The sequence below is a fragment of the Finegoldia dalianensis genome (genome assembly GCF_046255015.1).
GTDB classification, from domain to species: Bacteria; Bacillota; Clostridia; order Tissierellales; family Peptoniphilaceae; genus Finegoldia; species Finegoldia magna.
Window position 1 is genome coordinate 20,571 of sequence record NZ_JBDLBQ010000006.1, and the last position, 12,050, is coordinate 32,620.

The following is a 12,050-nucleotide window of genomic DNA, read 5'->3' on the forward strand; positions in this document are numbered from 1 at the left end:
AATTCTTGAAAAAAGCTACGAAGAATATATGGAAGGTTTTACAGATAAAGAATGGCAAAGTTCTTGTTGAAGAAGAAAAATTAAAAGAAGGCGCATATCATTTTATCAATAAGTCAATAGCAAAAGATTTTGTGGATTATGCAGGTACTGGATTAGATAAAATTTTGCCAACTACTTCTCGTAGACAAGGTGCAAGGGAAAAGAAAAAACAAATTGTTCTCGAAAAAATAGAAAAAATCGTAGAGGTTTTTGTGGGAATATAAATTAATTGGGGAAGCTTTAATAGCTTTCCTTTTTATTTTGAAAATATTAGAAATGTTGTAGGATTTTGTTGTTGATATGAAAGGTCAAAGATGGTATAATTTAATCAAGATAAATTTTTTTATGCAATTAGTCAGAGAAAGTCAAAAGAGGTGATAGTATGGCAGGGCTTAGTAACAGCATTGAAGCTTTTTTGAAGCAGTTGTTGAGTAACACTGACGATGATTTCATCGAAATCGGAAGAAATGATCTTGCCAATCAGTTTAATTGTGCTCCATCGCAAATTAATTACGTTCTGACTACTAGATTTACTCCGTACAAGGGTTATTATATTGAAAGTAGACGCGGTGGAAGTGGATATGTTAAAATAATAAAATTAACAATTGAAGACAGTAATCCGATTAAGGAGATTGTCGAAAATGTTATTGGAGATAGAATTACAAAGGATAAGTCGAATAATATTATTAATATGCTTTTGGATGAGGAATTGATAACTGAAAGGGAAGCCTTGGTTATGGTTCACGCTTTGGAGGATAATACTTTGTCGAAGGTGGATTTTAATGACAGAAATATTCTGAGGGCTGATTTATTGAAGAATATGTTATTGGCTTTTATGAGATAGAGGTGATTATATGAATTGCGATAATTGTGGCAAACCTGCTTTTATTCAAGTTAAAATCGTGGGGCCATTTGGTGCTCGTGATGTTAATTTGTGTCATGATTGCTATGAAGAATATATGAATAATTTGAAGAATGAGATTATTTCGAATTCTGATTTTAAGTTTGATTCTGATCAAGAATTGAACGAAAACAAGGAGCTTTTTGAAGAAATCGCAAAGCAAATTTCTGATGTGGTGGAACATTTACCTTTTGAAAAGGTACAACAATCTTCAAAGAAAGATGTTGACGATAAAAGTGTGTGTCCAGTGTGCAATATGCCGTTTGATGAGTTGAAGAATTATTCATCGATTGGTTGCAAATATTGTTACGATCATTTCAGAGATTTCATAATGGATAAGAGAAATTCGAAAAGCTATCCAAAATATTACAGGGGCAAATTCCCTAAGAATTTTGAAAAGGCTAAGGAAATTTTGGAGAAGTTGGATAGCTTGTCTGATGAACTTTTCATTGCAATGGATAATGAGGAATTTGAAAAGTGTCACGATATTCAAACGAAGATTGACGATTTGGAATTGAAATTACAAGAGTATAGGGAAAAATGTTATGAATAATTCAAGTGTTGTAATGAAATCTGATGTGTCGTTGAGAAGAAATTTGTCGGACTATAATTTTATGTTGGTTATAGATACGGATTCTTGCGACGATATGAAATCAGATATTAAAAAAGAATTGAATAATTTGGAATATTTGAAGGAGTCTAGCGTTTATTCTTTTAAGGATACTAAAAGTACGAACAGAGATTATCTTAGAAAACAAGGATATATTTCCAGTGCTTACTATGAGGATGTGTCTCCGGAAGTTATCATAAATAGCGATAAAAAATGCGTGTTTACTTTGGCAGATAATGACCACATTTGCATTACTGCTTACGATTTTGGGAAAAATTTGAGAGATATTTACGAAAAATGTTTGAATATCGAAGAAAAATTGAATGATAAATTGAATTTTGCTTTTGATATTGATTTTGGATATTTGTCAGATGATTTCTACGATTCGGGATGTATGATGGATGTGAGCGTGTGTATGAACTTGAAGGCTTTGGAGTATTTCAACAAGATTGATGATATTCAAGATGTTGCAAGATACAGAGGATATATGTTTGAGAAAGCTTTCAATTCTAATACGAAAAGTTCGATTTACAGGCTTACGACTAATGGTCATTTGATGGATCCTGAATATATTATCAATGATATGACGCTTTTGATTGATTCGATTTCTAGAAAGGAAATTGAAAACAGACGCATTTTATTCGAAAATAATCCTGAGTTTAAGGATGATCTTTTGAGAAGTGTTTCGATGCTAAAATATTCAAGAGTTTTGGATGAAATTGAAGGAATGAACAGGATTGGAGATTTACTGATAGCTATCGATTTTGGCATAGTCGATGGTTTCAATGTAGATGATATTCTGGACTTGTACGATAAGACAAATAAGTTGAAGCTTGAAAAATTTCGTGAAAACAATAAATTGAATCAAAACATTGGAGTTTTGAGAAGCGAAATCATCAAGGATACTTTGGAAAGACAGGTGAAAAATTGAGAAAATCAGATATTTATAATTTAAGAACTGAGGCTGTGTATGAGGCAATTAGTTTGAAGCACGCGGATCTTGGAGTGGAGCATGTGCTACTTGCGATGTTCAAGTTTGATTTCAAGGCGTCTCAATATTTGAAAAAACACGGTGGAAATTACGAAAAAATTAGAAATTTAATTATAGATGAGTTGGGTTATGGAGACAGCAAGGAAACTAATCAAAGAATTAGCCCGAAACTTGAAGAAATAATCACTCAAGCTGTGGGATTGTCCAACACTTACGGAGAAAGGGCGATTACTCCAGAACACATTATGGCAGCGCTTTGCATGGATAGTTCTAACTACGCTAATCATTTGATGAAAAAAACAGGCGTGGATATTATGAAATTGACAGCGGAACTTCGAAAATATTTCTTTATGAAGATGAAGAGAGAACAAGGAGATGTCAACGACACATCAGCTAGTTCTTCTAAGTCAAGTGAGATAGAAAAGTACACTAAGAATTTGAACGAATTGGCAAAAGAGGGAAAGATTGATCCATGTATTGGTCGTGAGGAAGAAATCGAAAGGATAATCCAAGTTCTTCTTAGACGTAAGAAAAATAACCCTGTGTTGATTGGAAATCCTGGTGTCGGAAAGACTGCTATTGTGGAAGGCTTGGCTGTCAAGATTGTCAATGGAGATGTTAATGATATTTTCAAGGACAAGGAGATTTTGTCATTGGATTTGGCAGCGTTGTTGGCTGGAACAAAATACAGAGGAGATTTTGAAGAAAGAATCAAAAAAGTTATCGATACTTTGTCAAATTCCGAAAACAAAATTTTGTTTATAGATGAACTTCATTCGTTGATGGGCGCAGGTGGTGCAGAGGGTGCGCTGGATGCATCAAATATTTTGAAACCATCATTGGCGAGAGGCGATTTACAAATAATCGGAGCTACAACTATCAATGAATACAGAAAAACTATCGAAAAGGACCAAGCTTTTGAGAGAAGACTTCAAACTATCATGGTAGATGAGCCTTCTGTTTCGGATTCTATTCAAGTTATTGAAGGATTGAAGGACAAATACGAATCACACCATCACGTTCTAATTAGTTACGAAGCAATCAAAGCGAGTGTAGAATTATCGCACAGATATTTGAACGACAGATATTTGCCAGACAAGGCGATAGATTTGATAGATGAAGCTCAATCGATGGTTAGAGTGAAAAACTTCACTGGTGGCAAAAATTATGCGAAAATTCTAGAAGAATTAGAAGCAGAAAAACAAGAAGCTATTCAAAATTCTGACTTTTTGCTTGCAGCAGAAAAAAGAGATGCCATCAAGGAAGTAGAAGCAGAAATGGAAGAAGAAGACCAAGACGAAAACAAATTGGAAATTGGATTCGATGAAATAGCGAATATCGTGTCACGCTGGGCGAAGGTTCCTGTGTCCAAGCTAACAGAATCAGAATCACAAAAATATTTGTTCTTGGCTGATAATTTGAAAAAAGTTGTCATCGGTCAAGACAAGGCTATCGATTCAATTTCTAATGCAATTAAAAGAGCGCGTGTCGGACTCAAAAATCCTAACAAGCCAATTGGATCGTTTGTATTTGTTGGACCAACTGGTGTCGGTAAAACATACTTGGCGAAGAAACTTGCCAAGGAATTGTTCAATGATGAAAATGCGATGATTAGAATCGACATGACAGAATATATGGAAAAACACTCCGTATCAAAACTGATAGGATCTCCTCCAGGATATGTTGGCCATGATGATGGTGGACAATTAACTGATATGGTGCGTACGAAACCATACTCTGTAATATTGTTTGATGAAATCGAAAAGGCTCATCCAGATGTTTTCAACACGCTTTTGCAAGTTTTGGACGACGGTAGACTTACAGACTCCAAAGGACGTGTGGTTAATTTCAAAGACACTGTAATCATAATGACATCAAACATTGGCGCAAGTGAACTTGAAAGCAAAAATGTAATTGGGTTTAATACAGCAGAAGATGTTGAAGTTGATGAATACAACAGAAACAAAGAAACTATCAACAATGCAATGAAGTCGATGTTCAAGCCAGAATTTATGAATAGATTAGACGATGTTATCGTGTTTAGCAATTTGAACAAGGAAAATGTAAAAGAAATTGCTGGACTTATGATGGATGAATTAGTTGACAGAATGGCTAAGAATGATTTGATAATTTCATATGACGAAAAAATCTTGGATTATCTTGTAGACAAAGGATACGACAAGAAATTCGGAGCAAGACCTCTTGAAAGACTTATCAGAACAGATATTGAAAATGAACTTGCCGACAAGATCCTGAACGGAGATATCGACAAAAATAGAAAAACAACTATAACTGTGGTTAACGACAAGGTTAGCTTTAGAAGATATGTAAGACGCAAAAAGACTGTGAAACAATAATATGAAAAAGAAAACAAAATACGTGTGCAAAAATTGTGGCTACGAGCAAGCCATGTGGATAGGAAAATGCCCCAGTTGTAACAGCTGGGGTTCTATGCAAGAACAAGAAATCGTAGATGAAAAATCGAATACTACAACGACAAGTTCGACCAAATCTTCAAAAGCAGTTAAATTAGTCGATGTAAAGATTGATTCATCGGAGAGAATTCAATCGTCGATTACTGAATTAAACAGAGTTTTTGGTGGAGGACTTGTCAGAGATTCCGTGTCAATTCTAACTGCAAGACCAGGCGCTGGAAAGTCGACTTTGCTGTTGGAACTAGCAAATGATTTGGCTTCTAAAAATATAAAAGTTCTCTACATTTCTGGAGAAGAATCCACATCTCAAATCAAACAAAGAGCGATGAGAACTATGGAGAAAATCCCGGAAAATATTTGGTTGATTTCAACGACAAGCATGGACAACGCTTTGGATTCTATTCACAAAATAAAACCGGATGTGATTTTCTTGGATAGTATTCAAACATTCCAGCTTCGTGAATACACTTCACGTCCAGGTTCTCCTGTGCAAACTGTAGAATGTGCGAATAAAATTGTAGAAATCTGCAAAAATCCCGAAAAACCAACTCTTGCGATTATGGTTGGGCATATGACAAAATCAGACGAAATGGCAGGACTCAGAACGCTTGAACACTTGGTGGATACTGTGCTTTATTTGGAAGGTGAAAGTGACGATCCATTGAGATTGTTGACAACGACGAAAAACAGATTTGGTCGAACTGGAGAGATTGGACTGTTTAATATGCAAGAAGATGGAATAAAAGAAATCACAGATGCGTCAGATTATTTCGTCACGAAAAGGAAAAAAGATGTAAATGGTGCAGCGCTTTCTGTAATAAAAGAAGGATCACGAATTTTGGTTGTCGAAGTTGAAGCATTGGTGTCCAAATCATTCACTCCGTATCCTCAAAGAATAGGGGATAGCCTTCGTAAAGACCAATTGAATACGTTGATTTCTATCTTGGAAGAACGCGCTGGAATGAATATGTACGACAAGAATGTCATCATCAAAACCACAGGAGGAATCAAAATCCAAGAGCAATCTGTGAATTTGTCCATAATAATGGCGATTGCATCATCACTTATGAATAAACCAATTCCATCAGATGTCGTGTTCATTGGAGAAGTCGGATTAACTGGAGAAATCAAAAGAGTCCCACAAATCGAAACCAGATTAAAAGAAATTGAAAGATTGGGATACAAAAAAGTTTATATCTCACAAAACACAAAACTAACACAAAAATACGATCTTGAAATCAAACAATTTGATAGCATAAGATCGGTAATATCAGATATATTTTAAAAGACACTCATAAAAATAGAGTGTCTTTTTCTAATTCTTTCCTAATATTAATTTGTTGTTATCAATGTAGGTTTTTATCGCAGACAAATCATTTTTCTCATACAAATCCAATAGATATTGTCTGTGAATTTTGGATTCTTCCTTACCATCCTTGTAAATTGGATAATCTTCGTTTTCTTTCATGGATTGCATAGCCTTTTTTAAATCATCTTCAGAACTTATGCCGTATCTTTCAGAATACGGATTGTAAGTATTCATAGTTTTACTCTTACACATAGTGAATGAAAACATCATCAGTACAGACAGTAAAATCACAAATAATTTATTACGTTTCATAAAAGCCTCCAAACTGTTTATTTAATTTAATTATATAACGTTTTCTAAAAAAAACAAATCTTATATACAAAAAAAAGAGTGGACTATGTCCACTCTAAAATTTTATAATTTTTTTTCTATTTCGTCTAATATTTCCAATAATTGTGGAAGGATTTCTTCAAGAACTCCATCGTTCATTGGGTTTTTGATGTTACCAGCTTTCATTATTCCGAAGAATGATTGGCTTCCACCAACTTTACAGATTTCAAGGTAATCTTTGAATGCTTCTTCACGGTTCTTTCTTGATTTCAATAAGAATTGGAATGCGCAAACTTGTGCCAATGTGTAATCAATGTAATAGAATGGGTTATTGAAGATGTGACCTTGTCTGTACCACCAAGTTCCTTTTTCCAAGAATTCATCATCATAATCCAAGTTTGGACGATACATCAATTCTATTTCGTGATATTTTGCTTTTCTTTCTTCAGCTGTTGCATCTGGATTTTCGTATACGAAGTGTTGGAAATGGTCGATAGTTACACCGTAAGGAATGAAACTGATAGCTCCATCTAAGTGAGAAAATTTGAATTTGTTAGTTTCTTCTTCGAAGAACAATTCCATCCATGGCCATGTCAAAAATTCCATACTCATTGAGTGGATTTCACAAGCTTCAAATGTTGGCCAGATGTATTCAAAAATTCTTCCGTCCATTGAAGTGTATGATTGGAATGCATGACCAGCTTCGTGAGTCATTACTTCGACATCGTGAGTAGTTCCGTTGAAGTTTGCGAAGATGAATGGAGATTCATAATCTTCAATTGTAGTACAATATCCGCCACCTTCTTTACCTTTTTTACTTTCCAAATCGAATAATTCTCTTTCATACATAAAATCGAAGAATTTTTTAGTTTCTGGTGACAATTCTGAGTACATTTTCTTAGCGTTATCTACCAAGAAGTCTTTTTCTCCGTGAGGTTTTGCGTTACCATCAGTGAACATTACGTTGTTATCGTAAGCTTTCATATCTTCAATGCCAATTCTCTTAGATTGTTTCTTTCTCAATTCAAGATAAACTGGTGTTACATATTTTTTGACAAATTCTCTGTATTTTGCAACATCATTCTTGTCATAATCAGTTCTCATTAATGATTTGTATTGGTATTCAATGTATGAATCAAATCCCAAAGCTTTAGCCATATCTGTTCTAACGTGAACCATTTCATCGTAAATATCGTCGATTTCTTTTTCATGTTCTGCGAAAAATTCTGAGATTTTTCTTGTGGCAGCTTTTCTTTCATCACGATCTTTTGATTGTGTGTAAGGAGCCATTTGTGACAATGTCAATGTTTTATTGTCAAATTCGATTTGTGCAGATGCTATTAATTTGTTGTATTTAGTAGTTAATTGGTTTTCTTTTTGCTTAAAAGGAACAGCTTTTTCATTAAAAATCAATTGGCAGCTGATCAAATCAAACAAATGTTGTCCGAAATGTTTAACCAATTCGTCTTTGAATTTGGAGTTGTCGATTGCTTCGTACATTTTAGTGTCAAGCACTGAATAATGTGGCATGTATTCATCCAAGAAATCTTGTTCTTCTTTGTAGAATTCATCGTTTGTATCAATTGTGTGACGAATGTAGGCAAGGTTGACATTAGTGCTTAATGTTTTCTTGTATTTGTCCATTTCTTCCATGATTTTGATTTGTTCTTCAGAAGTTGTGGAATCGTTAAATCTTTTGATAAAATCTTCGACCTTTTTCTTGTCTTCTTCGAAGTTAGGTCTAGTGTATTTGTATTCTGTAAATTTCATTTTTTCACCTCTAAAATTATTTTATCATATTTTTATACTATGTAAATGTTTTTATGGTTGATAAATTCAATAAGCTATCGGTTTGAGATATAATATACAAAAGGGGATGAAAAAATGAACTCTGATTACAAAGACAAAATCAAAGGAGCGTTGTATGCATTTGCGATAGGTGATAGCATGGGAGCTACGACGGAATTTATGACAGAAGAAGAAATCCATGAAAAATACGGCAGGATTACAGATATTGTCGGAGGTGGTTGGCTTGATTTGAATCCAGGAGAATGCACTGACGATACTGATATGAGTATTTGTGTTATGAATTCTCTGATGGAAAATGACCGTTATAATTTTGAGAAAAATACTATGAAAAATTTCGTGGAGTGGTACAATACTCATCCAAGAGGTATTGGCAATCAATGTAGACGTGCTATCGAACACTACATTCAATACGAAATATTTATCGAAGAAGACGATACAGCGCTTGGAAATGGAAGCTTGATGAGAGCGCTTCCTTGTGCATTATTAGATAATGAAACTTCTGAAGATTTGAATATAAAACAAGGACGACTCACTCACAATAACGAAATGTGTGACAGAATTTTAAAAGAATACACACAAATTATCAGAGATAATATCAACGGAAAAAATCATGAACTAAAAGATACGCAATTGTTAAAACCATCAGGATATATCGTGAACACTTTCAATAATGCGATTCATTGGGCTAAGGAAAATTCAATTGAAGATTGTATTATAAATGCTGTAAATCACGGGGGAGATTCTGACACAATAGCTGCAATTGCTGGAAGTATCAGTGGATCAATTCATGGATATTCTACAATTCCTAAAAGGTGGATTGAAAAATTAGATGAAAATGTAAAAAAGCAAATTGAAAAATTCGTAGAGTATTTGTAAAATCAAATATAAAAGCAATAAAAAAATCCTGCATTACGCAGGATTTTTTGAGTTATATTATTCTGTTATATCTTCTCCGTTGTAAGCGTGAGTAAATATCATTTTAACTATTTCTGGATTTGATTCACGTGGGTTTGTCAAAGTACATGGATCTTCATAAGCGTTCTTGCTCATTTCATCTAATACTTCGTCAAATTTTTCTTTGTTAAATCCGAATTTTTCTTCAACTTCTTTCAATGTTGGTGGAATGCCAACTTTTTTAGCTAATTCTCTAACAGCGATTGGATAATCTTCAACGTTTAATTCTTTTTCAATCCAATCAACTTTGTCAGTAGCTTTTCTGTTAAATTGTGTGATGTATGGAAGTAGAATTGCGTTAGCAAGTCCGTGGGTAATTCCAAATTCTCCACCAATTTTGTGTGCTAATGAGTGAACTAAACCAAGTGAAGCTGATGTGAATGCGATACCTGCCATTGTTGATGCATTATGCATTTTTTCACGAGCTTCCATGTCATCTGGATTTTCACAAGCTTTTGGCAAATATTCAAATACCAATTTCAATGCGTGAATTGCAAGTGCATCAGTATAATCGTTAGCTATATTAGAAACCAATGCTTCAGTTGCGTGTGCTACAACGTCCATACCAGTATTTGCTGTAACTGATTTTGGCATCTTAGATGGTAGGACTGGATCTACTATAGCGATGTCTGGAACGATGTGATCAGATACCAATGGGTATTTGATGTGTTTTTCTGTGTCAGTGATTACTGAGAATGCTGTGATTTCACTTGCTGTACCAGAAGTTGATGGAATTCCTACAAATTTTGCTTTTTTACGAAGTTCTGGAAGTGATCCTGGTTCGATAATGTCTTCGAATTTTAATTCAGGATGTTCATAAAAAGCCCACATACATTTTGCGGCGTCCATTGCAGAACCGCCACCTAATGCTACGATCCAATCTGGTTGGAATTCTTGCATTTTCTTAGCGCCTGCTTCAACAGTTGTAACTGATGGATTTTCTTCAACGCCATCAAAAACACATACTTCCATGTTTGCTTTCTTCAATTCTTCACAAGCTCTGTCTACGAAACCGTTTTTCTTCATAGAATTACCGCCTGTAACTATGATTGCTTTCTTACCTTTTAATTCACTTAATTTTGAAAAAGCTCCTTCTCCAAAGTGAATAAAACCTGGAATATGAAGTACTCCATTTGCCATAATAAATCACTCCTTTTGTAATTTGTACAAAAACTTATATGTTTCTGCTATAATAATATTATATCAATATTGGAATCGTTTAGTCAAATAAAAAACGAAATATTTAACGAATAAATCATATAGTGTTAAAGTATTTTAGCGTGACAAATAACAACGATATTTTAAAACGTAGTTTGAGAATTTGAAAAGCGTTTCATAAAAATTTGGGAAATAAAAAAGGAGGAATAAGATGTCAGAAGAAAACAAAACAAAAAATGTGAAGAAAAAAATATGGATTATTTTGGTAGTTGTACTTATATTTTTGGCGTCGTGCAGTGCATTGGTGTTCAAATCAGCAGGATTTCAAAGATTTAAGAAAAATGTAAAAAGTGAGTACAGCGGTGGAATCAAAAGAGAAATCATAATTTACAACGCAGAAGGAAAAGAAATTTTCAAGAAATCAGGCAAATTTGATTTTACTTACGATGACAAATGCATCGAATACATTGATACGCAAACTAATTTGAAACACAACGTGTTTGCAGGGGACAACTCAACGGTAATAATTAATGAATTGAAATAACAAAAAGCAAATAAAAAAAGGTAGCCTTATATAAGGCTACCTTTTTTAGTGGTGGAGATGAGGAGATTCGAACTCCTGTCCAAAAATATATCCCTAAGAACTTCTCCGAGTGCAGTCAATTAAGTTTTATTCGTCGATCAAAATTTAATTGACAAAACTATGATCGATATATCCTCTTAAATAATCTCATATACTAGAGGAAAATATACGAGATGTTCCTGCTAATTAGTTGAGATTCAAAAAGAAAACGCAGGACGATTTTCTAGTTTTTGAATCGGCCGCCGTTATTAGGCAGCTAATGCGAAGTTATTATCTTCAGCGTTTATATTTAGTTTTCCTTTTTTTACGTTTGTAGACGAAAACGACTCGCTATTCAAACTTCAATATCCCTGTCGAAACCAAGACATCCCCATATTTTTGTAACTATATTTTATCATAAAATGTGTAATTCTTCAAATAATTGATAAATACATAAACATATTATAAAATGTAATTAATAAATTATTTGGAGGGTTTTATGAAAATAGCAATAGCGGCAGATCACGGTGGATTTGAATTAAAAGATTCAATGGTTGAATATATAAAAAGTTTGGGAAATGAAGTTGTGGATTTGGGAACAAATTCAGCTGATTCAGTGGATTATCCAGATTACGCAAAGAAAGTTTGCGAAGAAATCCAACAAGAAAACTCTGATTTGGGGATTTTGATTTGTGGGACAGGAATTGGTATGAGCTTGGCAGCGAACAAATTTGAAGGAATAAGAGCAGCTTGTGTGTCTGATGTATACAGTGCGAAAATGAGCAGAAATCACAACAACGCGAATGTGCTTTGCATCGGAGCGCGTGTAATTGGAGATGAGGTTGCCAAACTTATCATCAAAACTTTCTTGGAAAATGAATTCGAAGCTGGTCGTCACCAAAGAAGAGTGGATAAGATAATGGCCATCGAAAAAGAAAACAAGGGATTATAA

Annotated in this window: 12 protein-coding genes and 1 other RNA gene; 9 read left to right on the forward strand and 4 right to left on the reverse strand. The window is 34.1% G+C overall.

Going from position 1 to position 12,050, the window contains the following annotated elements; genetic code table 11:
• Positions 1–5: 5 nt before the first annotated feature.
• The 6 genes from ABDJ34_RS07000 to radA all read left to right on the forward strand — a co-directional run bounded on the left by ABDJ34_RS07000 (position 6) and on the right by radA (position 6,261).
• Positions 6–263 carry a hypothetical protein gene (locus ABDJ34_RS07000; protein ID WP_412701852.1) on the forward strand — a complete coding sequence of 86 codons (258 nt, stop codon included), beginning with the start codon at positions 6–8 and terminating at the stop codon, positions 261–263.
• Positions 264–421: 158 nt separating this feature from the next.
• Positions 422–883, forward strand: a complete 462-nt coding sequence (locus ABDJ34_RS07005) for a CtsR family transcriptional regulator (protein WP_002835572.1) — start codon at positions 422–424, stop codon at positions 881–883.
• A 10-nt stretch (positions 884–893) separates the two neighbouring features.
• The gene (locus tag ABDJ34_RS07010) at positions 894–1,493 is read left to right on the forward strand and encodes a hypothetical protein (protein ID WP_094210321.1); all 600 of its coding nucleotides are present in this window, start codon (positions 894–896) and stop codon (positions 1,491–1,493) included.
• Positions 1,486–2,481: an ATP--guanido phosphotransferase gene (locus tag ABDJ34_RS07015; RefSeq protein ID WP_110057909.1), complete on the forward strand. Its 996-nt coding sequence runs from the start codon at positions 1,486–1,488 to the stop codon at positions 2,479–2,481. Before ABDJ34_RS07010 ends, ABDJ34_RS07015 begins: the two co-directional genes overlap by 8 nt.
• Positions 2,478–4,898: an ATP-dependent Clp protease ATP-binding subunit gene (locus ABDJ34_RS07020; RefSeq protein WP_412701853.1), complete on the forward strand. Its 2,421-nt coding sequence runs from the start codon at positions 2,478–2,480 to the stop codon at positions 4,896–4,898. Before ABDJ34_RS07015 ends, ABDJ34_RS07020 begins: the two co-directional genes overlap by 4 nt.
• Position 4,899: 1 nt before the next feature.
• Positions 4,900–6,261, forward strand: a complete 1,362-nt coding sequence (gene radA / locus ABDJ34_RS07025; RefSeq protein ID WP_316094613.1) for a DNA repair protein RadA — start codon at positions 4,900–4,902, stop codon at positions 6,259–6,261.
• 30 nt (positions 6,262–6,291) lie between these two features.
• On the opposite strand, the gene ABDJ34_RS07030 is transcribed toward radA, so the two are convergent.
• Together ABDJ34_RS07030 and ABDJ34_RS07035 are read right to left on the reverse strand one after the other, a co-directional pair.
• Entirely contained in the window at positions 6,292–6,597 is a 306-nt protein-coding gene (locus ABDJ34_RS07030; protein WP_412701854.1) for a hypothetical protein, read from the reverse strand.
• Between the two features lie 102 nt (positions 6,598–6,699).
• Entirely contained in the window at positions 6,700–8,385 is a 1,686-nt protein-coding gene (locus tag ABDJ34_RS07035; RefSeq protein WP_412701855.1) for a M3 family oligoendopeptidase, read from the reverse strand.
• A 114-nt stretch (positions 8,386–8,499) separates the two neighbouring features.
• Here ABDJ34_RS07035 and ABDJ34_RS07040 point away from each other — a divergent pair, with 114 nt between their 5' ends.
• Positions 8,500–9,300 (forward strand): ADP-ribosylglycohydrolase family protein, encoded by an 801-nt coding sequence (locus ABDJ34_RS07040; protein WP_412701856.1) that lies wholly within the window; start codon positions 8,500–8,502, stop codon positions 9,298–9,300.
• Positions 9,301–9,357: 57 nt separating this feature from the next.
• Here the strand turns inward: ABDJ34_RS07040 and ABDJ34_RS07045 are convergent, their stop codons facing one another.
• On the reverse strand, positions 9,358–10,518 hold the full coding sequence (locus tag ABDJ34_RS07045; RefSeq protein ID WP_094206807.1) for an iron-containing alcohol dehydrogenase: 1,161 nt from the start codon (positions 10,516–10,518) through the stop codon (positions 9,358–9,360).
• A gap of 229 nt (positions 10,519–10,747) precedes the next feature.
• Here ABDJ34_RS07045 and ABDJ34_RS07050 point away from each other — a divergent pair, with 229 nt between their 5' ends.
• Complete coding sequence (locus tag ABDJ34_RS07050; protein WP_094208301.1) at positions 10,748–11,080, forward strand: hypothetical protein; 333 nt, start codon at positions 10,748–10,750, stop codon at positions 11,078–11,080.
• 49 nt (positions 11,081–11,129) lie between these two features.
• Here the strand turns inward: ABDJ34_RS07050 and ssrA are convergent.
• Positions 11,130–11,491, reverse strand: a transfer-messenger RNA (tmRNA) gene (gene ssrA, locus ABDJ34_RS07055).
• Positions 11,492–11,597: 106 nt separating this feature from the next.
• On the opposite strand from ssrA, the gene rpiB reads away from it, so the two are divergent.
• Positions 11,598–12,050, forward strand: a complete 453-nt coding sequence (gene rpiB, locus ABDJ34_RS07060) for a ribose 5-phosphate isomerase B (protein WP_412701857.1) — start codon at positions 11,598–11,600, stop codon at positions 12,048–12,050.

Coding starts and splice junctions, on each gene's coding strand:
- ABDJ34_RS07050 (WP_094208301.1), top strand. CDS start 10,748: ATGTCAGAAGAAAACAAAACAAAAAATGTGAAGAAAAAAATATGGATT.
- ABDJ34_RS07045 (WP_094206807.1), bottom strand. CDS start 10,518: ATGGCAAATGGAGTACTTCATATTCCAGGTTTTATTCACTTTGGAGAA.
- ABDJ34_RS07040 (WP_412701856.1), top strand. CDS start 8,500: ATGAACTCTGATTACAAAGACAAAATCAAAGGAGCGTTGTATGCATTT.
- radA (WP_316094613.1), top strand. CDS start 4,900: ATGAAAAAGAAAACAAAATACGTGTGCAAAAATTGTGGCTACGAGCAA.
- ABDJ34_RS07030 (WP_412701854.1), bottom strand. CDS start 6,597: ATGAAACGTAATAAATTATTTGTGATTTTACTGTCTGTACTGATGATG.
- ABDJ34_RS07005 (WP_002835572.1), top strand. CDS start 422: ATGGCAGGGCTTAGTAACAGCATTGAAGCTTTTTTGAAGCAGTTGTTG.
- ABDJ34_RS07035 (WP_412701855.1), bottom strand. CDS start 8,385: ATGAAATTTACAGAATACAAATACACTAGACCTAACTTCGAAGAAGAC.
- ABDJ34_RS07015 (WP_110057909.1), top strand. CDS start 1,486: ATGAATAATTCAAGTGTTGTAATGAAATCTGATGTGTCGTTGAGAAGA.
- rpiB (WP_412701857.1), top strand. CDS start 11,598: ATGAAAATAGCAATAGCGGCAGATCACGGTGGATTTGAATTAAAAGAT.
- ABDJ34_RS07010 (WP_094210321.1), top strand. CDS start 894: ATGAATTGCGATAATTGTGGCAAACCTGCTTTTATTCAAGTTAAAATC.